Origin of the sequence: Streptomyces sp. NBC_01390 (assembly GCF_045040105.1) — a bacterium.
In the GTDB taxonomy this organism is placed as follows: domain Bacteria; phylum Actinomycetota; class Actinomycetes; order Streptomycetales; family Streptomycetaceae; genus Streptomyces.
Genome location: NZ_CP109551.1, coordinates 708,772 through 733,072, shown reverse-complemented (window position 1 = coordinate 733,072; position 24,301 = coordinate 708,772). Strand labels below are relative to the sequence as shown.

21 protein-coding genes and 1 pseudogene are annotated in these 24,301 nt (G+C 70.2%); 14 read left to right on the top strand and 8 right to left on the bottom strand.

The genetic code is table 11. The features are described 5' to 3' along the window. Positions 1–9 precede the first annotated feature (9 nt). From OG241_RS03050 to OG241_RS03035, 4 genes are read right to left on the bottom strand one after another with little or no spacing between them, the layout of a single operon-like run. On the bottom strand, positions 10–1,041 hold the full coding sequence (locus tag OG241_RS03050) for a LacI family DNA-binding transcriptional regulator (RefSeq protein ID WP_405813489.1): 1,032 nt from the start codon (positions 1,039–1,041) through the stop codon (positions 10–12). Next, complete coding sequence (locus OG241_RS03045; RefSeq protein ID WP_405813488.1) at positions 1,038–1,943, bottom strand: carbohydrate ABC transporter permease; 906 nt, start codon at positions 1,941–1,943, stop codon at positions 1,038–1,040. The genes OG241_RS03050 and OG241_RS03045 overlap by 4 nt, the downstream gene beginning before the upstream one ends. Further along, on the bottom strand, positions 1,940–2,863 hold the full coding sequence (locus OG241_RS03040) for a carbohydrate ABC transporter permease (RefSeq protein WP_405813487.1): 924 nt from the start codon (positions 2,861–2,863) through the stop codon (positions 1,940–1,942). Before OG241_RS03040 ends, OG241_RS03045 begins: the two co-directional genes overlap by 4 nt. Continuing rightward, complete coding sequence (locus tag OG241_RS03035; RefSeq protein WP_405813486.1) at positions 2,860–4,176, bottom strand: ABC transporter substrate-binding protein; 1,317 nt, start codon at positions 4,174–4,176, stop codon at positions 2,860–2,862. Before OG241_RS03035 ends, OG241_RS03040 begins: the two co-directional genes overlap by 4 nt. Positions 4,177–4,375: 199 nt before the next feature. Between OG241_RS03035 and OG241_RS03030 the strand changes: the two genes are divergently transcribed. The 14 genes from OG241_RS03030 to OG241_RS02965 all read left to right on the top strand — a co-directional run bounded on the left by OG241_RS03030 (position 4,376) and on the right by OG241_RS02965 (position 20,368). Next, complete coding sequence (locus OG241_RS03030) at positions 4,376–6,397, top strand: beta-galactosidase (RefSeq protein ID WP_405813485.1); 2,022 nt, start codon at positions 4,376–4,378, stop codon at positions 6,395–6,397. A gap of 115 nt (positions 6,398–6,512) precedes the next feature. After that, positions 6,513–8,096: a glycosyl hydrolase 53 family protein gene (locus tag OG241_RS03025; RefSeq protein WP_405813484.1), complete on the top strand. Its 1,584-nt coding sequence runs from the start codon at positions 6,513–6,515 to the stop codon at positions 8,094–8,096. A gap of 198 nt (positions 8,097–8,294) precedes the next feature. Continuing rightward, positions 8,295–8,582 (top strand): ArsR family transcriptional regulator, encoded by a 288-nt coding sequence (locus OG241_RS03020; protein WP_405813482.1) that lies wholly within the window; start codon positions 8,295–8,297, stop codon positions 8,580–8,582. 414 nt (positions 8,583–8,996) lie between these two features. Next, the gene (gene crcB, locus OG241_RS03015) at positions 8,997–9,455 is read left to right on the top strand and encodes a fluoride efflux transporter CrcB (protein ID WP_405813480.1); all 459 of its coding nucleotides are present in this window, start codon (positions 8,997–8,999) and stop codon (positions 9,453–9,455) included. Continuing rightward, complete coding sequence (locus tag OG241_RS03010; RefSeq protein WP_405813479.1) at positions 9,452–9,835, top strand: DUF190 domain-containing protein; 384 nt, start codon at positions 9,452–9,454, stop codon at positions 9,833–9,835. Before crcB (OG241_RS03015) ends, OG241_RS03010 begins: the two co-directional genes overlap by 4 nt. Continuing rightward, positions 9,832–10,188: a fluoride efflux transporter CrcB gene (gene crcB / locus OG241_RS03005; RefSeq protein WP_405813477.1), complete on the top strand. Its 357-nt coding sequence runs from the start codon at positions 9,832–9,834 to the stop codon at positions 10,186–10,188. The genes OG241_RS03010 and crcB (OG241_RS03005) overlap by 4 nt, the downstream gene beginning before the upstream one ends. Before the next feature lie 81 nt (positions 10,189–10,269). After that, positions 10,270–11,103 carry an undecaprenyl-diphosphate phosphatase gene (locus OG241_RS03000; protein ID WP_405813475.1) on the top strand — a complete coding sequence of 278 codons (834 nt, stop codon included), beginning with the start codon at positions 10,270–10,272 and terminating at the stop codon, positions 11,101–11,103. 141 nt (positions 11,104–11,244) lie between these two features. Then, on the top strand, positions 11,245–11,934 hold the full coding sequence (locus OG241_RS02995) for a FadR/GntR family transcriptional regulator (RefSeq protein WP_405826018.1): 690 nt from the start codon (positions 11,245–11,247) through the stop codon (positions 11,932–11,934). Next, positions 11,931–13,448: an amino acid permease gene (locus OG241_RS02990; RefSeq protein WP_405813473.1), complete on the top strand. Its 1,518-nt coding sequence runs from the start codon at positions 11,931–11,933 to the stop codon at positions 13,446–13,448. The genes OG241_RS02995 and OG241_RS02990 overlap by 4 nt, the downstream gene beginning before the upstream one ends. Before the next feature lie 50 nt (positions 13,449–13,498). Beyond that, positions 13,499–14,506 (top strand): asparaginase, encoded by a 1,008-nt coding sequence (locus tag OG241_RS02985; protein WP_405826017.1) that lies wholly within the window; start codon positions 13,499–13,501, stop codon positions 14,504–14,506. Positions 14,507–14,675: 169 nt separating this feature from the next. Further along, positions 14,676–16,100 carry an aspartate ammonia-lyase gene (gene aspA, locus OG241_RS02980; protein WP_405813471.1) on the top strand — a complete coding sequence of 475 codons (1,425 nt, stop codon included), beginning with the start codon at positions 14,676–14,678 and terminating at the stop codon, positions 16,098–16,100. A gap of 120 nt (positions 16,101–16,220) precedes the next feature. After that, a complete protein-coding gene (locus OG241_RS02975; RefSeq protein ID WP_405813469.1) occupies positions 16,221–17,177 on the top strand; it encodes a glutaminase in 957 nt (318 codons plus the stop codon). Between the two features lie 378 nt (positions 17,178–17,555). After that, positions 17,556–18,965 (top strand): polyprenol phosphomannose-dependent alpha 1,6 mannosyltransferase MptB, encoded by a 1,410-nt coding sequence (mptB, locus tag OG241_RS02970; RefSeq protein WP_405813467.1) that lies wholly within the window; start codon positions 17,556–17,558, stop codon positions 18,963–18,965. Positions 18,966–18,970: 5 nt separating this feature from the next. Further along, positions 18,971–20,368 (top strand): glycosyltransferase 87 family protein, encoded by a 1,398-nt coding sequence (locus OG241_RS02965; RefSeq protein ID WP_405826015.1) that lies wholly within the window; start codon positions 18,971–18,973, stop codon positions 20,366–20,368. An 83-nt stretch (positions 20,369–20,451) separates the two neighbouring features. Here the strand turns inward: OG241_RS02965 and OG241_RS02960 are convergent. The 4 genes and pseudogenes from OG241_RS02960 to OG241_RS02945 all read right to left on the bottom strand — a co-directional run. Then, positions 20,452–21,336 (bottom strand): annotated as a pseudogene (locus tag OG241_RS02960) (D-alanyl-D-alanine carboxypeptidase family protein); the annotation flags it as partial. Between the two features lie 124 nt (positions 21,337–21,460). Next, positions 21,461–22,606, bottom strand: a complete 1,146-nt coding sequence (gene rho / locus OG241_RS02955) for a transcription termination factor Rho (RefSeq protein ID WP_405813466.1) — start codon at positions 22,604–22,606, stop codon at positions 21,461–21,463. 309 nt (positions 22,607–22,915) lie between these two features. Next, a complete protein-coding gene (locus OG241_RS02950; RefSeq protein WP_405813465.1) occupies positions 22,916–23,743 on the bottom strand; it encodes a class I SAM-dependent methyltransferase in 828 nt (275 codons plus the stop codon). A 96-nt stretch (positions 23,744–23,839) separates the two neighbouring features. After that, positions 23,840–24,241, bottom strand: coding sequence for a nuclear transport factor 2 family protein (locus OG241_RS02945; protein WP_405813464.1), 402 nt, complete (start codon positions 24,239–24,241; stop codon positions 23,840–23,842). Between the last annotated feature and the right edge of the window lie 60 nt (positions 24,242–24,301).

The following is a 24,301-nucleotide window of genomic DNA, read 5'->3' as shown; positions in this document are numbered from 1 at the left end:
AAGCGGAACTCAGGCAGAGCCCCGCTTGATCAGCTCGGTGGGCAGGATCACCGCCGCCGGATCCTCGCCGCCGATCTGCGCCAGCAGCACTCGGACCATCTCGGCGCTGATCCGGTCGTAGGGCTGCCGGATGGTCGTCAGCTGGGGGCGGGCGGCGAGGGCGGCCGAGGAGTCGTCGAAGCCGCCCACCGACACGTCCCCGGGGACGCTGCGACCCGCCCGTTCCAGTGCCGTGAGCACGCCTTGCGCCATCAGGTCGGACGCGACGAACACGGCGTCCAGGTCCGGGGACCGGGTCAGCAGTCGCTCCGCGCCCGCCTCGCCACTGGCCCGGCTGTAGTCGCCGGAGACGACGAGGCGCTCGTCGTACTCGATGCCCTCCTCGGCCAGTACCTCGCGGTAGCCGGCGAGGCGCTCCACACCGCCCGGGGTGTCGAGCGGGCCGGTCACCACGGCGATGCGGCGGCGGCCCAGGGACAGGAGGTGGCGGACCATGTCCCGGGCGCCGTCGCGGTCGTCCGCCGCCACGTAGCTCACCTTGGAGCCGAGGCCGATCGGCTTGCCGCACGCGACCAGCGGTACGCCCGCCTCGCACAGCTCCTGCGCGACCGGGTCGCCGGAGTGGCTGGAGACCAGCAGCACCCCGTCGACGTGACCTGCGGTGATGTACCGCGTGAGGCGGCGCCGCTCGTCCTCCGTGCCCGCCAGCATCAGCAGCAGCGGGATGTCGTGCGCCGCCAGTGCCTGGGTGCAACCCCGCAGCAGGACATTGAAGTTGGGGTCCTCGAAGAAGCGTTCCTGAGGCTCCGTCAGCAGGAAACCGATGGAGTCGGAACGGCCGGTGATGAGCGAACGGGCGTGGCGGTTCACCACGTAACCCGTCTTGCGGATGGCTGCGTTCACCGCCTCGTGGGCGGTCGGGCTGACGTAGTGCCCGCCGTTGAGCACGCGCGAGACGGTGCCTCGGGACACTCCCGCCTCGCGGGCCACGTCGTGGATCGTCGGCGGTTTGCGCCGGCCCCCGGTATTGCTCATGGTCATGACTTTACGGCTCCGGAAAGCAGGTCGAGGCTCCAGAACCGCTGGATGACCAGGAAGAGCGCGATCAGCGGGAGGACCGCCAGGAAGGCGCCCGTGATCACCAGCGTGTAGAGCGCCGGGGTGGCCGCTCCCTGTTCGAGAAGCGTGAACAGACCCAGCGTGATCGGGAACTTCTCGTCGTCGCTGAGCATGATGTAGGGGAGCAGGAAGTTGTTCCACACCGCCACGAACTGGAACAGGAACACCGTCACCAGGCCCGGGATCATCATCGGGAGCGCGACCCGGGTGAAGATGCGCCACTCGCCCGCGCCGTCCATCCGCCCGGCCTCGACCACATCAGCCGGCACCGCCGCGGCGGCGTAGATGCGCGCGAGGTAGATGCCGTAGGGGGAGAGGATCAGCGGCAGCAGCACGGACGCGTAGGAGTCCGTGATGTCGGCCTTCGCCAGCAGCAGGTACTGGGGGATCGCGAGGATCACCGGCGGCATCAGCACGCCGGCCAGCAGGACGCTGAACACCGCCTCGCGGCCCCGGAAGCGATAGATCGCCAGGGCGTAGCCACTGATCGCCGAGACGGCCGTCGACAGGAGGGCGCCGAGGCCCGCGTAGAGGGCGGAGTTGCCCATCCACTTCCAGTAGACGCCGTCGCGGTAGGCGCTCAGCTCCTTCACGTTGTCGGTGAAGCCGCTGCCGGGCAGGAACGTGAACGTGGAGAACAGTTCACTGCCCGACTTCGTCGCCGCGATCACCACCCACGCCACCGGCAGCAGGCAGTACAGGGCGCCCAGGAGGAGAGTGATCGTCGGGACCAGGGCGATCCTGCTGCGCAGGGGCGGGCGCCCGGCGGTGCCGGGCCTGGTGCCCGTCGCCGCTTCCGGCTTGCCCACGGCAAGAGAACTCATCGTGCTGCCTCCTGCTTGTTACGGGAGTTCGCGGCCCGCAGGAAGCCGAACGAGAGGACGAGCGTGACGATCGCGATGATCGTCGCCTCGGCCGCCGCCGAGTAGATGTCACCCTTGCCGAAGGCGTCCTGGTACACCTTCATCAGCGGACTCCACGTCGTGGACACGGAGTTGGTGAGGGGCTTGAGGGTGGTCGGCTCGCTGAACACCTGGAGTGTCGCGATGATCGAGAAGAAGAAGGTCAGCACCAGCGAGGGCGCCACCATCGGGATCTTGATCCTGAGGGCGATCTGCAGCGGGGTGGCGCCGTCCAGCTTCGCCGCCTCGTACACCTCGGCCGGGATGGACCGCAGCGAGGTGTAGATGACGATCATGTTGAAGCCGGTGCCGCCCCACACCGCGATGTTGGAGAGGGCGAGGTAGAGCGGACCGCCGTCCAGCAGGTCCGGCTGCGGCAGCCCCAGCTTGTCGAGGACGAAGTAGAACGGGCTGACGTCCGGCAGGTAGAGGAAACCCCACAGCAGCGCGGCGACGACGCCCGGGATGGCGTACGGCAGGAAGATCGCGAGCCGGGTGAAGGGGGTGAACCGCACCTTGTCCGCGTCGAGCATCAGCGCGAGGACGAGGGCGAGCCCCAGCATCACCGGGACGACGATCGCGCCGTAGCCGGCCACGCGCAGCGCGCCGCCCAGCAGCTCGCTGTCGGTCAGGGCGTCGGTGTAGTTCCCGATACCCGCCCAGACCTCCTTCCGCGCCCCGGCACCGAGGCCCAGGCCGGACACCTTCACCTTGTGCAGGCTCAGCCAGAGCGCGTAACCGATGGGCAGCGCGAAGAAGAGGGCGAACAGAATCACCGCGGGGAGAAGGAACGCGTACGGGGCCCCCTTGACCCCGTACGACGTCCGGCGTGCGCTGGTCACTCCGCGACTCCGAAGCCCTGCTTCTTGAGGTCGGCGACCGTGTCGTCCTGCATCGTCTTCAGAGCGGCACCGAAGTCGGACTTGTTCTTCGCGGCCGAGGCGAACGCGTCCTTGAACGAGGTGTACGCCACGTTCACGTTCGGGCCCCACGCGGAGGGCGCCGTCGTCTTCGCGATCTCCGCGGCCTTCGGGTAGAAGTCCGCCTGGTTGGAGAAGAATTCGGGCGACTTGACGAACGCGCCGCTGAGCTGGGCGCCGGTGGCGGCCGGGTAGATCCCGCCCTCCTTGGCGAGCGCGGCCAGCGCGTCACGGTCGGTGTTCAGCCAGGCGGCGAACTTCGCGGCGGCCGACTTGTGGTTCGAGTCGGTGGTGACCGCGGTCGAGGAGCCGCCCCAGCTGCCCGTCACGTCCTCGCTCACGGACCACTGGGGGAGCGGGGCCATGGCCCACTTGCCCTTGGTGTCCGGCGCGGCCGTGGTCAGCGTGCCCGGCGCCCACACCGCGCTGACCCACGCGATCTGCTTGCCGGTGTTGAGCGCCTTGTTCCAGGCCGGGGTGTACATCGGCTGGTTGTCGATGGCGTCGTCCTTGACGAGGTCGCCCCAGAACTTGGCGACCTTCTCGGTCGCCGCGTCGTCGATACCGACCTTCCACTTCTCGCCGGAGGTCGTCCACCACTTGGCGCCGGCCTGCTGGGCGAGGCCCGCGAAGAGACCGGAGTCGTTGGCGGAGAAGGTGGTGAGGTCCTTGTCCGGTGCCTTCTTCTTCAGGTCCTTGGCGGTCTGGGCGAACTCGGCCCAGGTGGTCGGGACCTTCAGGCCGTACTGCTTGAAGAGGTCCTCGCGGTAGTAGAACATCATCGGCCCGATGTCCTGCGGCACCGCGTACACCGCGTCCGTGCCGAGGGTCGTCTGCTGCCAGACACCCTCGGCGAAGTCCTTCTTCGCGTCGCCGACCTCGCCGGAGATGTCCGCGAGGGCGTCATTGCTGACCAGCGTGGGCAGCGCCTGGTACTCGGCCTGCACCAGGTCGGGCGCCTTCTTGGCCTTGTGTGCGGTGAGGATCTTGGTGACCAGGGTGTCGCCGGACGCCTGCTTCTTCACCGTGACGGTGATCTGCTGCTCCTTGCCCGGCCCCTTGTTCCACAGGTCGACGACCTTGTCCATGCCGGGCGTCCAGGTCCAGTACGTCAGCGACACCGGGCCCGACTGGGCGTCGCTGTCGTCGTCGGACCCGCAGGCGGCGAGTGTGGTGGCGCCGAGCGTGACGGCGACCGCGGTTGCCACGAGGCGCCACTGCTTCGTGTTCGGCATGGAACTTCTCCCCTGACCTTGGGGTCCTCGCCTGCTGCGAAGACCCGTCATGCTTCTGTGAGCGTTCACAGTAGAGAAACACACTGGACACTTGTCAATGGTTGTTGCCATGCGGTTATCTAGGCCACGCGCCATCCACCACTGTGTGTGCACGTTCCCAAGAAGTGTTCCAAAGCGACTGACCATCGGGAGACATTCCATGCCGGAGACCACCCCCACGGGCCTCACCAGGCTTGCCTTCGGCGGGGACTACAACCCCGAGCAGTGGCCGGAAAGCGTCTGGCAGGAAGACGTCCGGCTGATGCGCGAGGCCGGTGTCACCATGGTCAGCGTCGGAATTTTCTCGTGGGCCCTCCTGGAGACCGCGCCCGGGGTGTACGACTTCGGCTGGCTCGACCGACTCCTGGACCTCCTGCACGAGAACGGCATCCGCGCCGACCTCGGTACGCCCACGGTGGCCCCGCCGGCCTGGTTCTACCGGCAGCACCCGGACGCGCTGCCGGTGACGCCCGAGGGCGTGCGCTACGAGTTCGGCTCCCGTGCCGCGATCTGCCACAGCAACGCCGACTACCGTGCCGCCGCCGCGAACATCACCACGCGGCTCGCCGAGCGCTACGGCGCCCACCCCGCGCTCGCCATGTGGCACGTCCACAACGAGTACGGCGTCCCCGTCTCGGCCTGTTACTGCGACTCCTGCGCCGCCCACTTCCGCCGCTGGCTGGAGACGGCGTACGAGACCGTCGATGGCGTCAACGAGGCCTGGGGAACGGCCTTCTGGGGCCAGCGCTACACGGCCTTCGAGCAGATCAACCCGCCGCGCGCCGCGCCCACGGTCGGCAACCCGGGCCAGGCGCTGGACTACAAGCGCTTCGCCGACGCCACCATGCGCGAGAACTTCGTGACGGAGCGGGACATCCTGCACCGCCTGGCGCCCGGCATCCCGGTCACCACGAACTTCATGACCGCGCTCAGCCAGTGCGACTCCGTCGACTACTGGGCCTGGGGCCGCGAGGTCGACATCGTCACCAACGACCATTACCTGATCACCGACGGCCGCCGCACCCACGTCAACCTGGCGATGGCCGCCGACCTCACCCGTTCCGTCGGCGGCGGCGCTCCCTGGATCCTCCTTGAGCACTCCACCTCGGGTGTCAACTGGCAGGCCCGCAACCCCGCGAAGGCACCGGGCCAGATGGCCCGCAACTCCCTCGCCCATGTGGCCAGGGGCTCCGAGGGCGCGATGTTCTTCCAGTGGCGCCAGTCCCGGCGCGGCGCCGAGAAGTTCCACTCGGCGATGCTCCCGCACGGCGGAACGGAGACCCGCGTCTGGCGCGAGGTCGTCGAACTCGGCGCGTCCCTCGACTCGTTGGCCTCGATACGCGGCACCCGCACGGTCGCCGACGTCGCCGTCCTGTGGGACTGGCACTCCTGGTGGGCGCAGAACCTCCAGTGGCGCCCCAGCGAGGACCACGACCCGCGCGAGCGCGCCGACTCCTTCTACGAGGCCCTGTACGACCGCCACCTCACGGTCGACTTCGCCCACCCGGAAGCCGACTTGTCGGCCTATCCCCTTGTCGTCGTTCCCGCCCTGTACCTGATGACGGAGGCCGCCGGGAACAACCTCAGGGAGTACGTCGAGAACGGCGGCACCCTCGTCGTCTCCTACTTCTCCGGCATCGTCGACGAGCACGACGCCGTCCACGAGGGCCCCTACCCGGGCGCCCTGCGCGACGTACTCGGCCTGACCGTCGAGGAGTTCTCGCCGCTGCTCCAGGGCGACTCCGTACGCATCACGGGCCCCGACGGCTCCGAGCTGACCGGCGACGTGTGGACCGAGTTCGTCGTCCCGCGCGGCGCCGAGACCGTGTGGACGTACGCCGACGGACTCACCGCCGACCACCCGGCCGTCACCCGCCACCGCCTCGGTGAGGGCACCGCCTGGTACGTGTCGACCCGCCTCGACGCGCTCGGCCTGGACGCCCTGCTCGGCTGGGCCACCGAGGACGCCGACATCGCGCCCCGCGCCGACCTCCCGCACGACGTCGAACTCGTCCGCCGCACCGGCGAGTCGGGCACCTACCTGTTCGCCGTCAACCACACCGCGTCGGACGCCAAGGTGCCCCTGGAGGCCCCCGGCACCGAACTGCTGACAGGTGAACGAGCCGCGGGCCGCCTCGCGCTGCCCGCCGGAGCCGTCCGGGTCGTACGACTCGACGGCTGAGCCGCAAGTTCCCCTCCGCCCGTGTGTGCCACGAGAGCCGCGGGCGGAGGGGCCCCTCCTTCCCCTCGGGAGGGACACCCCCAACCCCATCACGTCGAAGGGACGACGGACGACGATGTTCCATCCCAGACGCACACCCAGGCCCATGACCAGGCGCGCACTCAGGGCCCTGCTGCTCCCGCTCGCCGCGGGCCTAGCCCTCACCGCCCTGCCCGCCACCTCGGCGCAGGCGGCGAGCACCCTCACCAACGGCGGCTTCGAGGCCGACGGTTCGGGTGTGGCGGTTCCGAACGGCTGGTCGGAGTACGGCGACACGGGCGCCTCGTACGTGGAGTCCGGTGGCCACGGCGGCAGTTACCGCCTGTCCCACTACTCCGCCTCCGCCTACAAGGTGGAGACCTACCAGTACCTGTCCGGGCTGACCAACGGCAACTACAAGCTCACCGCGTGGGTGCGCTCGGGCGGCGGACAGAAGTCGGCCTACATAGCGCTGAAGAACTGCGGCAGCGCCGAGCAGCGCACCGACCTGCCCGTCTCCGCCAGTGGGTGGATCCGGATCGTCGTGCCGATCGCGGTGACGAACAACCAGTGCACGATCAGCGTCAACTCCGACGCCAACGCGGGCAACTGGATCAACGTCGACGACCTGACCTTCGCCTCCGGCACCGGCGGACTGTCCGTCAAGGGCGCCGACATCTCCTCCCTCCCCAAGAGCGAGGCGCTGGGCGGTACTTACAAGACCAGCGCTGGGACCACGACGGACGCGCTCACCGTCCTGAAGAACTCCGGCATGAACTACGCCCGGGTCAAGGTCTGGGTCAACCCGGCCGACGGCTACAACAACAAGGCGCGCGTCCTCGCCCTCGCCAAGCGCATCAAGGCGCAGGGCATGAAGCTGCTGGTCGATTTCCACTACTCGGACATCTGGGCCGACCCGGGCGCCCAGAGCAAGCCGTCCGCGTGGGCCGGACACTCGTACAGCCAGTTGAAGACGGACGTCTACAACCACACGTACGACGTGCTCAATGCCCTCAAGTCCCAGGGCACCACCGCCGACATGGTCCAGGTCGGCAACGAGATCAACGGCGGCATGCTGTGGTCCGAGGGCTCGACCGACAACTGGTCGCAGCTCGCCGGCCTGCTCAACTCCGGCTACGACGCGGTCAAGGCGGTCAACTCCGGTACGACCGTGGCGCTGCACCTGGCCAAGGGAGGCGACCTGGCGGGCACCCGGTGGTGGTTCGACAGCGCGGTGTCCAACGGTGTGAAGTTCGACGCCATCGGGCTTTCCTACTACGGCTACTGGCACGGCCCGCTGTCGGACTTCCAGACCACCCTGGACGACGCGGCCGCGCGCTACGGCAAGCCGGTGTTCGTCGCCGAGACGGCCTACCCCTTCCGGCTCGACAGCGAGGACTCGCACGAGAACATCATCGACACGACTGGTGAGCTCGTCTCCGGGTACGCGGCGTCCACGGCCGGTCAGTCGGCCTGGTTCCGGGACATCCTGAACATCGTGGAGGCCGTTCCGAACGGCCGGGGCCTCGGCGTCTTCTACTGGGAGGCGACCTGGACCGCGGTCACCGGCAACGGCTGGGACCCCACGGACTCGTCCTCGGGCAACGGCTGGGAGAACCAGGCCCTGTTCGGCTACGACGACAAGGCGCTTCCCGCGATGACGTGGTTCAGCCACCGCTGAGCCGTGAGTGACGGGGGTTCGGCCGTCTGAGGGGGGCGGCCGGGCCCCTGCTTGTTGGGCCGCAAGGGCTTGCTCGAACGCATGTACGTGACAGAAAGAGTCCGACCTCGGCCAAGAGGTACGAAGCCCCGGACGCGGTGGCCCCGACTGCGGGACATTGGGAGGTACGGCACGCGGTGACCGGGACGAGGAGGCGCGATGCTGAAGAGACCGGGAGGCGGGCAACGCCTGGAGATCCTGGAGTGGCTGAAGGACCCGGCCGCGCACTTCCCGCCCCAACGGCACGGCGATCCCGTCGAGGACGGTGTCACGGCCGCCGCCGTCGCCGCGAAACTCGGTGTCCGCCGCTCTGTGGCCCACACCCACCTGGGTCTGCTCGCGGGCATCGGCATGGTCCGGACGAAGAGAATCCGCTGGCGCACGTTCTACCGCCCCGACGAGGTTCGTATCGCGGAGGTGGCGCGGATGTTCGAGAAGGGCTGGTAGGCGGGGGCTGTCCGCCGTCGGCCGGCCGGGTGCGTCGGCTTACCGCGAGTCGTGTGTCGTGGTTGGCGAGGCGGCCGGGCCGAGCGCGCGGTGTCGATGCATCCGGGGTGCGGTACAGCACCCCGACAGGGGAGCACCCCGACAGGGGCGCGGGGAACCATGCGACAAGCCCCACCGGCCCACAGGCCACTGGACGCGCCAGAAGCGACCGGATGTGCCGAGGGCGCCGACCGATCCGGATGCAGTCCCCGTACCCCCGGCGCTACCCTGGTGACCGGCCGCGATCAACCGCTCGCGGCGCGGCGGTGGGGCCCGCCGTACCCGAACCGCGGCAGCTTCGCCGCCAACGGTCCCTACTTGCTCACACGAGCGCGCCCGCACAGCCGGGCGCCGGCGAGTAGGAGACGTACGACCATGACCACCCCCGACCTCAGGACCGGGACCGTCGCCGCCCCACCACGCCCTTCCGTCCTGCACGGTCAGGCGCCGGTCGTCGCGGTGGTCGCGATCGGCGGCGCGATCGGCGCCAGTGGCCGTTACGCGGCTTCGCTGGCCTGGCCCGCGCGGACCGGCGGATTCCCCTGGACCACCTTCTGGATCAACGTCGTCGGCTGTGCCGTGATCGGCGTCTTCCTGGTCGTCATCACGGAGACCTGGGCCGCCCACCGCCTCGTGCGCCCTTTCTTCGGCACCGGAGTGCTCGGTGGCTTCACCACCTTCTCGACGTACGCCGTCGACATCCAGAAACTGGTCGACCACGGCCGTCCCGGCACCGGGCTCGCCTACCTCGCCGCGACCCTGCTCGCGGCCCTCACCGCCGTGACACTCGCGGCGACCGCAACCCGCCGGGTCCTGAAGCGGAGGCGACGATGACCAGACTCACCGGCCGTGCCCTGCGCCTGACCGCCCTCATCGGCGAGCACGACACGTGGCACCACAGGCCGCTCTACTCGGAGATCGTCCACCGCGCCCGGGCGGCCGGTCTCGCGGGCGCGAGCGTCTTCCGCGGCATCGAGGGTTTCGGCGCCTCTTCCCTCATCCACACCTCGCGTCTGCTCTCCCTCAGCGAGGACCTGCCGGTCGCGGTCGTCATCGTCGACACCGAGGAGAACGTACGGTCCTTCCTGCCGCAGCTCGACGAACTCGTCACCGAGGGGCTCGTCCTCCTCGACGACTGCGAGGTCATCAGGTACGTCGGCCGGACAGAGGGGAAACCGGGCGAAGCGGACAGGCAGGGTAAGAAGTCGTTGTGAACTGGCTGCTCGTGGCGGCGGGCGGAATGGTCGGCGCGCCCCTCCGCTATCTCACCGACAGGTTGGTGCAGTCCCGCCACGACACGGTCTTCCCCTGGGGCACCCTCGCCGTCAACGTCACCGGCTGCCTGATCCTCGGCCTGCTCACCGGCGCCGCCCCGGGCTCGAACCTCCAGTTGCTCCTGGGTGCGGGCCTGTGCGGGGCGCTGACCACGTACTCGACCTTCTCCTACGAGACGCTGCGGCTTGCCGAGGACGGAGCCGGTCTCCTCGCCGTCGCCAACATCGTTCTGAGCGTGTCGGCCGGCCTGGGCGCGGCTTTCGTGGGGGTGTGGGTGGGTGGCGCGCTGTAGTCGCGGGGCGTCCGGGACTTGTCGGCATGTAGTAGGACTGACCCTGCCGCTGCCCGTCCCTCTCCAGCAGAACTGGATTCCATGAGCGCCATCTCCATCGGTCAGGCCGTCATCCTGGGAGCCGTCGAGGGGGTGACCGAGTTCCTGCCGGTCTCCTCCACCGGCCATCTGAAGATCACCGAGGGGCTGATGAACATCCCCGTCGACGACGACGCCGTGGTCGGCTTCTCGGCCGTCATCCAGGTCGGCGCGATCGCCGCCGTGTTCGTGTACTTCTTCAAGGACATCGTCCGGATCGTCTCCGCCTGGGGGAGGGGCCTGAGGAACCGCGACGAGCGGTACCACCACGACTACAAGTTCGCCTGGTGGGTCATCTACGCCACGATTCCGATCGTCGTCGTGGGTCTCGCCGCCAAGCCGCTGATCGAGGGCCCGCTGGCCTCGCTGTGGGTGGTCGCCGCCTCGCTGATCGTCGGGAGCGGGGTGATGTGGGCCGCGGACCAGATGGGCCGGCACAAGCGCGGTGAGGACGACACGTCGTTCAAGGACGCGATGCTGGTGGGCAGTTCACAGATCCTCGCCCTTCTCTTCCCCGGCTTCTCCCGCTCCGGCGCCACCATGTCGACGGCGCTGATCCTCGACCTCGACCGGGTCGCCGCCACCCGCCTCTCCTTCTTCCTCGGCATCCCCGCGCTGACCGGTGCCGGGCTCTACGAGCTCAAGGACGCCCTGGGTGCGGGCGTGGGGGTCGCGCCGCTGGCCGTCGGCACGGTGGTGTCCTTCGTGGTCGCCTACGGCTCCATCGCCTGGCTGCTGAAGTTCGTCGCCAAGCACTCCTTCAACGCCTTCGTGATCTACCGGATCGTGGTGGGCCTGGCGCTCTTCGGGCTGCTGGGCGCGGGTGTACTGAACTGAGCCGGCGCAGGGTGGGAGACCGGCCCCCGGACTTCCATGGACTCCCACCCTTGACAGCCCCCTCCCGTCACCCGCAGGATCACCTCCGTGAACCTGTCAGACAGCCAGACAGGTGGCTCGGTGCCGCGGCGCGTCAGCGCTATGGAAGCGGTCCTCGGTCATCTGCGCAGCGCCATCGAGCGCGGAGATTACGCCGTGGGGGACAAGCTCCCCTCCGAGGCCGAACTGTGCCGCCGCCTGGAGGTGAGCCGGCCCGTACTGCGGGAGGCTCTGCGGGCCCTGCAGACCATGGGCCTGACCGTCTCCCGGACCGGCAAGGGCACCTTCGTGGTGTCCAGCACCGTCGAGGACCCCACCTTCGGCGACTACGCGGCGAGTGACCTCCTCGAAGTCCGTCGGCACGTCGAGATCCCGGTCGCCGGCTACGCGGCCCTGCGGCGGACACCCGAGGACCTCGACCACCTCGCGCACCTGCTGGAACGCATGGAGCACGAGACCGACACCACCGCGTGGGTCGCCATGGACACCCTCTTCCATCTGGCCGTGGCCCAGGCCGCCCAGAACCCGGTGTTCCGCCGGGTGATCGAGGAGATCCGGGACGCGCTGGCCCGTCAGTCGGCGTTCCTGAACGAGCTGGGCGGCCGGCGCGAGCAGTCCAACCGTGAGCACCGGGCGATCGTCGAAGCCCTGATCGACCGCAGCGAGGACGACGCGGTGGCGGCCATGTCCCACCACCTCGACCGGGTCTCGACGAGCCTCACAGACATCGTGCGCGCCGCGCACACGGACACCCCCACAGGACCATCCCCGGAAGGCGGACCCGAGGCGTGAGCGAGCAATCCCTCCAGGACGAGACGGCGAACGGTACGGCGCAACAGAAGGCCGCACACGTCGACGCCGGTGACGCGGGCTACAGCAAGTCGCTGAAGGCCCGGCACGTCAACATGATCGCCATCGGCGGTGCCATCGGCACCGGCCTGTTCCTCGGCGCCGGCGGCCGGCTGGCCGACGCCGGCCCGTCGCTCTTCATCGCCTACGCGGTCTGCGGCGTCTTCGCCTTCCTCGTCGTCCGGGCACTGGGCGAACTCGTCCTGTACCGGCCGTCGTCCGGGGCGTTCGTGTCGTACGCCCGTGAGTTCCTGGGCGAGAAGGGCGCGTACGTCGCGGGCTGGATGTACTTCCTCAACTGGGCCACCACCGGTATCGCCGACATCACCGCGGTGGCCCTCTACACCCACTACTGGGGCATGTTCTCCGACATCCCGCAGTGGGTGATCGCACTGATCGCCCTCGCGGTCGTCCTCACCGTGAACCTGATCTCGGTGCGGTTCTTCGGCGAACTGGAGTTCTGGTTCGCCATCATCAAGGTCAGCGCCCTCGTCGCCTTCATGCTGATCGGCATCTTCCTGCTGGCCACCCAGCACCAGGTCGACGGCACGACCCCCGGCCCGGCCCTGATCACCGACAACGGCGGCATCTTCCCCAACGGTCTGCTGCCCATGCTGCTGATCATCCAGGGCGTCGTCTTCGCCTACGCCTCCGTCGAACTCGTCGGTGTCGCGGCGGGCGAGACCGAGAACCCCGAGAAGATCATGCCGAAGGCGATCAACTCGATCATGTGGCGGGTCGGCCTCTTCTACGTCGGCTCGGTCCTCCTCCTGTCGATGCTGCTGCCGTGGAACAAGTACACGTCGGGCGAGAGCCCCTTCGTGACCGTCCTGTCCAACCTCGGCATCCCGGCGGCCGGCGGTGTGATGAACCTGGTCGTCCTCACGGCGGCCATGTCGTCCCTCAACTCGGGCCTGTACTCCACCGGCCGCATCCTGCGCTCGATGGCGATGTCCGGCTCCGCGCCGAAGTTCACCGGCCACATGAGCCGCAGCCAGGTCCCGTACGGCGGCATCCTGCTCACCAGCGGCTTCTGCGTACTCGGCGTCGGCCTGAACTTCGTCGTCCCCGCCGACGCGTTCGAGATCGTGCTGAACTTCGCCGCGATCGGCATCCTCGCCACCTGGGGCATGATCATGATCTGTCACCTGGTGTTCTGGCGGAAGACCGAGAACGGCGAGCTGAACCGGCCGAGCTACCGCCTCCCCGGCTCCCCGTGGACCGAACTCGTGACGCTGGCCTTCCTCGCCTCCGTCCTGGTCCTGATGTACGCCGACGGCGGCGCCGGCCGCACCACCGTGCTGTGTCTCCCGCTGATCGCCGGAGTCCTGGTCGCGGGCTGGTACGGCGTCCGCAACCAGGTGGCCCGCAAGGCCGCCGAAGCGACCGCGTCAGCCGGATCCACAGAATCCCCCGAGTCCCCCAAGTCCAACGGGTCGGCCGGAGCCGACGCGTGAACCACGCAGTGATGCAGGATGAAGTAATGCAGGAAGCAGTGCAGGCAGCCATGTACGGCAGTTCACTCGCGGACGCTCCCACGATCCGTGAACCCCTTCACTCGCCCGTCGCGCACCTCGTGCGCGGCGGGGTCGTCGAGGGCATCCACTACGGTTCCGTCGTCGTCCTCGGCGCCGACGGCCAGGTGGAGCTGCAGATGGGCGACATCGAGGCGGCCTTCTATCCGCGCTCCGCCCTGAAGCCCGTCCAGGCGGTGGCCATGCTCAGGGCCGGTCTGCCCCTCGACGGCGAGCTGCTCTCCCTGGCAGCCGCCAGCCACTCCGGCGAGGAACGCCACCTGGCCGGCGCCCGCCGCATACTGGAGCTGGCCGGTCTCGCCGAGGACGACCTGCGCAACGTACCGGACCTGCCGTTCGACCCGGTGGTCCGCGACGTCTGGATACGCGAGGGCCGCCTGCCCTCCCGCCTCGCCCAGAACTGCTCGGGCAAGCACGCGGCCATGCTCTACACCTGCAAGCTCAACGGCTGGCCCCTCGACAGCTACCTCGACCCCGGCCACCCCCTCCAGCAGGCGATCGCCGAGATCGTCGAGGATCTCACCGGGCAGCGCATCGCCCGGGTGACCGTCGACGGCTGCGGCGCACCCCTCTTCTCCATCTCCCTGCACGGCCTGGCCCGCGCCGCGGCCCGGATCACGACCGCCGCCCCGGACACCCCGGAGGCCCTGGTCGCCGACGCGATGCGCGACCACGCCGAGATGGCCTCCGGCTCGGGCCGCGACGTGGCCGCGCTGATGCGGGCCGTACCCGGCTTGCTCAGCAAGGACGGCTTCGAGGGCGTCCAGGTCGCCGCCCTCCCGGACGGCCGGGCCGTCGCGGTGAAGATCGCCGACGGTGCGAACCGGGCGCGGGTTCCGGTGACGGCGGCGGCGCTCGTCCGGGCCGGTGTCGAGGAGGCGGCGCTCGCGGAGTTCGCGGGTGAGCCTCTGTTGGGCGGCGGGCAGGAGGTCGGACGGGTCCAACCGGTCCGTGCGCTCGATCCGGTAGCGCGTCGGTAGCGCTTCGGTAGGGGGATCCGCGCGGATTTCTTCGCCCCCGCCGCCCCTACCCGTCCCATCCTTCTGGGGGCTGCGCCCCCAGACCCCCTTTCGCGCTGAACGCGCTCGTCCTCAATCGCCGGACGGGCTGAAGTGCCGGCCCCTCTCACGAAAGTAGGCTCGCCCCACCATGACCGCAGCAGCCCAGCGCAGCGCCGCCGCAGTCCACCGCAGCGAACACGACCTGCTCGGCGACCGTGACGTTCCCGCCGAGGCGTACTGGGGTGTCCACACCCTCCGCGCCACGGAGAACTTCCCCATCACCGGCATGACCATCTCCGCCTACCCGCATCTCATCGACGCCCTCGCCGCCGTCAAGGAGGCAGCCGCCCTCGCCAACGAGGAACTCGGCCTCCTCGACCCGAAGAAGGCCGCCGCGATAGTCGAGGCGTGCCGGGAGATCCGTGGTGGCCGGCTGCACGACCAGTTCGTGGTGGACGTGATCCAGGGCGGGGCGGGCACGTCGACGAACATGAACGCCAACGAGGTCGTCGCGAACCGTGCGTTGGAGCTGCTGGGCCATGCCAAGGGCCAGTACGAGTACCTGCACCCCAACGAGGACGTCAACCTCGGCCAGTCCACCAACGACGTCTACCCGACCGCCGTCAAGATCGCGACCGTCTTCGCGGTGCGGGAACTGCTCAAGGCGATGGCCGTGCTCCAGGACTCATTCGCCCGCAAGGCGGTCGAGTTCCACGATGTCCTGAAGATGGGGCGTACCCAGCTCCAGGACGCGGTGCCGATGACGCTCGGGCAGGAGTTCTCGGCGTACGCCGTGATGATCGAGGAGGACCGCAGCCGCCTCGCGGAGGCCGTCCTGCTGATCCACGAGATCAACCTCGGCGCCACCGCCATCGGCACGGGCCTCAACGCCCCTGCCGGATATGCCGAGTCGGCCCGCCGACACCTCTCCGCGATCACCGGTCTGCCGCTCGTCACGGCTGCCAACCTGGTCGAAGCCACCCAGGACTGCGGGGCGTTCGTCCAGATGTCCGGCGTGCTCAAGCGGGTCGCCGTCAAGCTCTCCAAGAGCTGCAACGACCTGCGCCTGCTCTCCTCCGGGCCGCGCGCCGGGCTCGGCGAGATCAACCTGCCGCCGGTGCAGGCCGGTTCGTCGATCATGCCCGGCAAGGTCAACCCCGTGATCCCGGAGGTCGTCAACCAGGTCGCCTTCGAGGTGATCGGCAACGACGTCACCATCACCATGGCCGCCGAGGCCGGACAGCTCCAGCTCAACGCCTTCGAGCCGATCATCCTGCACTCCCTCTCGGAGTCCATCACCCACCTGCGCACCGCCTGCCTCACCCTCGCCGAACGCTGCGTGGACGGCATCACCGCCAACACCGAGGCGCTGCGCGCGAGCGTGGAGAACTCCATCGGCCTGGTCACCGCCCTCAACCCCTACATCGGGTACACGGCCGCCACCGACATCGCCAAGGAGGCCCTCGTCAGCGGCCGGGGTGTCGCCGAACTCGTCCTGGAGAAGGGCCTGTTGCCCGCCGAACGACTCGCGGACCTGCTCCGCCCGGAGATCGTGGCGGGCAACGGCGCGTAGCGCTCCGCTGGAAGCGTGGCAGGGAAACCGCGGGCCCGTCGTGGCCGGTCGCGCGGTTCCTCGCACCCCTCAGGGGCCTGCTTGCGCACCCGATTTCGCCAGGACAGGTCCGGAGGGAGAATGGCGATCATGGCATCAGCTCCGTCGTCCTCGTCGTCCGCGCCCCCGACCTTCCAGCCGGTCCTGGAACGCATCGCCGAGGAGATCGGGCGCACCCCCGGCCGAGGACGCCCCGCCGACTACATCCCGGCGCTCGCCGCCCGCGACCCGCGCAGCTTCGGCATGGCCGTCGCCGAACTCGACGGCACGGTCTACGGGGTGGGGGACTGGCGGGAGCCGTTCTCCGCGCAGTCCGTCACCAAGGTGTTCACGCTCGCCCTCGACCTGGCCCGCGAGGGCGACGAACTCTGGGAGCACGTCGGCCGCGAGCCCTCAGGCAATCCCTTCAACTCCCTGATCCAGCTGGAGTACGAGAACGGCATCCCGCGCAACCCGTTCATCAACGCGGGCGCTCTCGTCGTCACCGACCGTCTGCACACCCGTACCGGCGACGCGGCCGGAACGCTCCTCGACTTCCTGCGCGCGGAGTCCGGCAACCCCGGCCTCACCTTCGACAAGGAGGTGGCCGCCTCCGAGGCCGGACGCGGCCACCGCAATGCCGCCCTCGCCCATTTCATGGCGTCGTACGGCAACATCGACAACCCGGTCCCGGACCTGCTGGACCAGTACTTCCGCCAGTGTTCCGTCGAGGCGTCCTGCGCCGACCTCGCCCTCGCCACCGGCTTCCTGGCCCGGCACGGCGTCCGAGCCGACGGCACCCGCCTCCTGACCCGCAGCCAGGCCAAACAGATCAACGCCATCATGCTGACCTGCGGCACCTATGACGCGGCAGGCGACTTCGCCTACCGGGTGGGCCTCCCCGGCAAGAGCGGTGTCGGCGGCGGCATCATCGCCGTCGTCCCCGGCCGCTGCACGCTGTGCGTATGGAGCCCCGGACTGGACGAGAGGGGCAACTCGGTGGCCGGCGTGGCAGCCCTGGACCGCTTCACGACACTGACGGGAGTATCGGTCTTCTGACTGAGAAGCAGAGGGCTTTCGGTGGCGGCGGCTTGTCGCCTTTCCAGGACCACGGGCGGCCGGGTTCAAGCGCCGGCGAGCTGTCGCTTTTCAGGGGCGCGGGCGGCCGGGTTCAAGCGCCGGCGAGCTGTCGCTTTTCAGGGGCGCGGGCGGCCGGGTTCAAGCGTCGAGGAACTGTCGCTCTTCAGGAGTAGGGGCGGCCGGGTTCAAGCGCCGGCGAGCTGTCGCTTTCAGGGGCGCGGGGAACTGCGCGACAAGCCCCCACGGGCCCGCACCCGACGAACAACCCCCAACCACCCACCCACCGGTAACACGCACGCCCCCGCCAGGAAGGCCCCCCGTAGCCCCCCGTCCACCCACCCTTGCCACGCTTCCCATGTGCCCACGGTTCCCGAGACAACCCTCTCCCGCTGTCAGGCCACAGGCCTCATCGGCACCGCATGCCTGGCCCTCGGTGGCGAGAGCGCCGGAGCCCTCCCCGTACGGGAACTCATCGCACCCTCCACCGCCCGCGCCGCACTGGGCCTGGTCGGCGTCTACTTCGGCGTCGTCCTCCTGATAGCCGCCTGGACGCTGCTCGGCAGACTGGTCCGCAGCACGAATCCGCCCACCGTACGTTCGCTGATGCTCGTCCTCGCCGTCTGGGCGGCCCCGCTCCTCCTCGCCCCGCCCCTCTTCAGCCGCGACGTCTACAGCTACCTCGCCCAGGGCGCGATGGTCGACGCGCACATGGACGTGTACACACACGGCCCCGCCCTGCTCGGCGGCCCGCTCGCCGCCGAGGTCGCCCCCGTGTGGCAGCAGACCGGCGCCCCCTACGGCCCGCTGTTCCTCGCCGTCGCGTCCGGGCTCTCCGGCCTGACCCGGGGCGAGATCCCCGCCGGCCTGTTCGGCATGCGCCTGGTCGCGCTGCTCGGCGTTGCGCTGATGGCGGCGGCCCTGCCCCGCCTCGCCCGGCACAGCGGCGCAGACCCGGCCGCCGCCCTCTGGCTCGGTGCCCTCAACCCGCTGGTCCTGCTGCACCTGGTGGCCGGCGCCCACAACGACGCGATCATGCTCGGGCTGCTCGGCGTCGGCCTGGTGGCGGCGCTGGGCCGGTGGCCGATCCTGGGGGCCGTCCTCGTGACGCTCGCCGCCCTGGTCAAGGCACCCGCCATCCTCGGCCTCGCCGCCGTCGTGGCGCTCCAGATCCGCGCGGGTCGCAGCCCGGCGCGGGCTGTACTGACCACGGCGGGCGCGGCGGCCGCGACCACCGTCGCCGTCACCACGCTGGCCGGCACCGGCTACGGCTGGATAGGCGCCCTGAAAACCCCGGTGTCACCCCAGAACTGGGCCCTCACCAGCCTCCTCGGCCGCGCCACCGCCGCCGGTCTCACGGAGATCGGCAGCGGTCTGGCACCGCTCGCCGTCCCGGCCTGGCACCTTCTCGGGATAGCGGTCACCGTCCTCGCCATCGCCTACATCTGGCTGCGTCGCCCCCGCATCGGCCCGCTCTACGCACTCGGCCTCAGCCTCGCCGTCGTGGTCGTCCTCGGCCCGGCGATCCGGCCCTGGTACGCCCTGTGGGCCCTGTTCCTCATCGCCGCCGCCGCGCCCAGCACCAGCCAGGCGGTACGCCACCGCCTCGCCGCCGTCACCGGAGTCGTCGCGCTCCTGGCCCTGCCGAGCGGCGCACCCGCCGGCACCGAGGAACTGGTCCTGGCCGTGTCCGGCGGCGCACTGGCCCTCGTCGTCCTGTGGCAGGCCCACCAGGCGGCCCACGTACCCCTGCGGGAGAGCACCGGATGAGCCCTGTGAGACTGCCCCGCACCGACCGGGAACGGCTGCTCGTGGTGCTCGCCCTCGCGGTCGCCGTGACCGTGTTCACGGCGACCGTGCCGCTGCTGCGCGGCTGGTTCGACCTGCGTGTCTACTACGGAACCGTCGACACCTGGGTCCACCACGGCGGCCGGATCTACGACTACCGGGTGCCCGGCACGGCGTACGGCTTCACCTATCCGCCGTTCGCGGCCGTCAGCATGCTGCCGATGGCGCTCCTCGGGCTGCGCGCCGCGATCACCGCCGCACTGCTGCTGAACCTGGCGGCGCTCGGCGCGGTGGTGTGGATGGCCGCCGGGCCCGTGCTGCGCCGGTACGGCTGGTACGGCTGGGCCCTGACCGGCTGCGCGCTGGCGCTGTTCGAGCCCGTGCGGGACACCTTCAGCTTCGGCCAGGTGAACCTCGTACTGCTGGCCCTCGTCCTCACCGACGCCTGGCTGCTGACGACCGGGCGGGCCCGCTGGGCCGGCATCGGGATCGGGTTCGCCGCCGCCGTCAAGCTGACGCCCGCCCTCTTCATCGGCCTGCTGCTGCTCGCCGGCCGACGCCGGGCCGCCGGGGTCGCGACGGCCGTCGCCGGTGCGGCCACCGCGCTCGCGGTGTGGATCGCGCCGGACGCCTCGCGCTACTACTGGAGCGAGGCGCTGTGGGACACCCGGCGCATCGGGCAACTGGCGTACGTGTCGAACCAGTCCCTCCAGGGTGTGCTGGCACGGCTGGCCGAACCGGGCGAACCCAGTCGTGTCGTGTGGCTGGTGGTGGTCCTGGCCGTCCTCGGTGTCTGGGCGTGGCGGGCACGGCGGGCCGCCGCGGTGGGGGACTGGTGGGGCGCTTTCGCGCTCACCGGGCTGACCGCCTGTCTGGTCAGCCCGATCACCTGGGTGCACCATCTGGTCTGGCTGCTCCCGTCGTTCGCCGTCCTGGTGCGCACCGGGCACGCGCGCGTGGCGGGCGCGTTGTACGCGGTGCTGTGCACGAGCGTGGTGTGGCTGTGGTTCGACGACGCGTCCGGCGTCGACGGCTTCGTGGGCGGCAGCGCATACGTCTGGGTCACGCTCGGGCTGCTGTTGTGGCTGCCGGTGGACGCAGCCGGTCAGACCCGCTTCGGGCCCGCGACGCGCAGCACGAGCGACACCGCGCCGGCACCGAGCACGGCCGCTCCCAGGATGGTCCAGGTCTCCGGCCAGCCCGGCCCGCGGTCGGACGTCACGGCGGCGGCCGTCGGCACCGGCGCCCGCACCTGCGTCGATGCCTGCACCGGTGCCTGCGGGCCCGCCTGCGACGCGGGCCGCGCGGCGTCCAGCGAACCCACGGGATCGACGCGTCCGGCGGCCCCGAAGCCCCAGTCGAGCAGCGAGCGGGCCTCCTCGTAGACGGCGTAGCCGTCGCCCTCCTGAGGGTTCATCACGGTGACGACCAGGGTGCGTCCGCCCCGGCGGGCGGCGGCGACCAGAGTGTTGCCTGCCTTGCTGGTGTAGCCGTTCTTGACGCCGATCACCCCCCGGTAGCGCTCGACGCCGTTGGCGCCGGTCAGCAGCCGGTTGGTGTTCTGGATCTCGTACGACCAGCCGCCCCCGCCGGGGAACTTCGCGTAGGCCGTGCCGCAGTACGAGGCGAAGTCGGCGTTGCGCAGCCCGGCCCGCCCGAACACCGCGAGGTCGTACGCCGACGACACCTGCCCCGGCGTGTCGTAGCCGTCAGGCGAGCGCACATGGGTGTCGCGGGCGCCCAGGGCGCGGGCCTTGGCCTGCATCCGGACGGCGGTGTCGCGCCAGCCGCCGCTCATGGCGGCCAGGACGTGCACGGCGTCGTTCCCGGAGTTGAGGAACACACCCCGCCACAGGTCGGAGACCCCGTACGTACGCCCGGCCGCGACGCCGACCAGACTGCTGCCGGCGCCGATGCCCGCCAGGTCTGCCTCGGTGACCTTGTGCCGCAGGCCCGCGGGCAGCGTGGGGAGCACGGTGAGGGCGAAGAGTGTCTTGAGTGTGCTGGCCGGCGGCAGATCGCGGTGCGCGTTGCGCGCGGCGAGAACCTCACCGGTGCCGGCGTCGGCCACCAGCCACGACAGCGCGGACACGTCCCGGGGCAGGCGGGGCGCCCCGGAACGGAGCCGGGCATGGGTGCCGGAGCGGTACAGCAGCCGCGCGTCCGCCGCGGCCGCTGTCGTCGGCTTCGGCGTCGGCGTGATCGGGGCGGCACCGGTGCGGGCGGATGCCGGGACGGGCGCGAGCGCCAGCACGCCCGTCACACACAGAGCACAGCAGGAGGCGGCGATCCGTGATGCCGCCGACGAGGACACCGAGGATGCAGCACTACGAGCAGAGAATCCGATGGTCATATCGCAAACGTAGGAATGGGTGCGCCGTATGCCGTGGTGCCGTGGCCGAGGAGCGGGCCCGAACACCCGGATGCCACACCCGAGAGCCCATACACGGGAGCCCACGGACACCGTCCGGGCCGGGTCAGCCGGCGGGCAGCGTCGGCTGGATCCGGCGCAGGAAGGTCGCGTTGTCGGGCGTGTCGCGGAGCCGCTCCAGGAGGGTCTCCAGGTTTGCCTGGCCGTCCCGCGTCTGCAGGGCCCGCCGAAGTCCATGTACGGCCGTCAACTCGGCCGGGGACAGCAGGAGTTCCTCGCGACGGGTACCGGACGGATTGATGTCGACGGCCGGATAGACGCGCCGGGAGGCCAGGTCGCGGTCCAGCCGGAGCTCCATGTTGCCGGTGCCCTTCAGCTCCTCGAAGAAGAAGCCGTCGGCGCGTGAGCCGGTGTCCACCAGGGCCGTGGCGAGGATCGTGAGCGAACCGCCCTCCTCGGCCAGGCGCGCGGCGCCGAACAGCCGCTTCGGCCCGATCAGTGCGGCAGCGTCGACCCCGCCGCTGAGGGTGCGGCCACCGGAGGCCGCCGCGTTGTTGTGGGCCCTGCACAGCCGGGTCAGGGAGTCCAGGAGGATGACGACGTCCTCGCCCGCCTCGACGAGCCGCTTGGCCCGCTCGACGACGAGTTCGGCAAGCGCGATGTGCTGCTTGGGCGTCTTGTCGAACGTTGAGGCGTACACCTCGCCCCGCACGGAGCGCCGCATGTCGGTCACCTCCTCGGGCCGTTCGTCGAGCAGCACCACCATCAGGCGGCACTCGGGGTGGTTGCCGGCGACGGCCGCAGCGATCTGCTGGAGCAGCACGGTCTTGCCGGTCTTGGGCGGGGCCACGATCAGTCCGCGCTGGCCCTTGCCGACGGGTGCGATCAGGTCGGTGACGCGCCCGGTGAGTCCGGCCGCCGGGTGTTCGAGGCGGAGCCGGTCACGGGGGTGGAGCGGGGTGAGGTCGCGGAAGTGACGACGGCCGCGCAGCTCCTCGGGGGTACGGCCGTTGATCAGCCCGACCTCGGTCAGCGCGCGCTGGGTGCCTTGCGCGCCGGTGACGAGGTCGCCCTTGCGCAGGCCGTGACGGCGGATCAGCGCCGGGGAGACCTGCAGGTCGGTGGGCGTGGGCAGGCAGCTGTCGGCGGCCCGCAGATACCCCTTCCCGTTGCCGTCGATGTCGAGGACACCGGTCGCGATCCGGGCCGGGGGCAGTTGTTCTACCGGGGGGTGTTCGAGTGTGGTGGTCATGGTCGGAGAGTCCTTTCACGGACGGAGACGCATGCCCCTTGAGGCACGCGGAAGACAGAGCAGAGGGAGGGCCGCGAGAACTGGGCGCGCCGGGCGCACCGCGGGCGGCGGAAGACAGCGACACCTCGGGTACGGCAGAAACGCATCGCCGTTGGTGAGGTGGTACTGGGAAGAGCTGATGCACCGGTCGGATACCGACGGGCGGGTCAGCGAACTGAGGAGGAACAGCACCGGCGCCCGAGAAGGGGCGTACACAAGTGCTGTCAGGACCGTACCACGGGATATGCGAGAACGGGTGTGAGTCGCGTCTCAGCGGCTCGCGAGGAGCCCGTACAGGAGCGGGATGCGCGGCTCGGGCAACCGCCACCAGCCCGACGTCGTACGTTCCATACGGGGCCAGCGGGGCCAGGGCAGTTCGTCGCTCTCGCGCAGCCGCCGGATGGTCAGTCCCGCCCCGATCAACGCGTTGACGACCTCGTCCATTCCGTGCGGCCACTCGAAGCTCTCGGCGGCCCCGGTCACGGCCGGACCGTCGGTGTAGGTGAACGTCGCATCGCGGTGCACGGCGTCCCGCGCGCCCAAGTAGTCGTGCCGCAACAGGAGTTCACCGGTGTCGCCCGAAGCGGGCTTCGGGCTCAGCGAGTTGAGCAGCGGATGGAACTCCGCGATGTACAACAGGCCGCCGGGGCGCAGGAGTTGGGCGATCACCGCCGCCCAGCGGTCCAGGTCGGGCAGATAGCACAGGGCGCCCTTCCCGGTGTACACGACGTCGAACCGCCGCTGCTCCAGGGCCTCCACGGCGTCGTAGACGTTCGCCCGGACGTACGTCACGTCGAGTCCCGCCTTCGCCGCGATGTCGCGCGCGGCCGTCACGGACGCCTCGGAGAAGTCGAGGCCGACGGCCCGCGCCCCGCGTTCGGCGAAGGCGAGGGTCTCCGTGCCGAGATGGCACTGGAGGTGGAGCACATCACGGTCGGCGAGTTCGCCCAGGTCCGCCCACTCCCAGGAGGCGAACCAGCGCGACGGGTCGAGGTTCTCGCCCAGGCCGTAGAAACGGCTGGCGAGATGGACGGGGGTACGGGCGTCCCAGTTGGCCTCGTTGGCCCGCATCATGCGCGCGTGCTCGTCGGTGGTCATGGGGGCCATCCAACCAAAGCGCGCCCGCCGCGGTAGTGCTTGAGGCGGTCACACCGACCGCGTTGGCGGGCCACTCCCGGGAGGCCCGGGGTTCGGTCAGGCGGACCCGGCGGCCTGTGCCTCCTGGGCGATCCGCTCGAACTGGGCGCCCATGGCCGCCGACAGCGCCTGCGCGGCCGACAGCGGGCGGACCATGACGGTCAGTTCGTCGATCAGGCCGTCTTCGTCGAGATGCAGGAGGTCACAGCCCTGGATCTCGCGTCCGTCCACCCGCGCCGTGAACACCAGTGCGTGGTCGCGGCTGTCGGGCGCGCCGATCTCCCGCTCGTACCGGAAGTCCTCGAAAACCCGGTACGCCCCGCGCAGGACGGCCGCGGTGATCGCCTTCCCCGGGTAGGGCCGGAACGCCACCGGACTGGTGAACACGACGTTCTCCGCCAACAGCTTCTCGACGGCGTCAAGATCCCCGGCTTCCACCGCTTCCCGAAATGCGCGCATCCGCCCACCCTAAAGGGTGAACCTTCCGAGTGGGCGTCCACGATGCCGACCCGCGCGCTC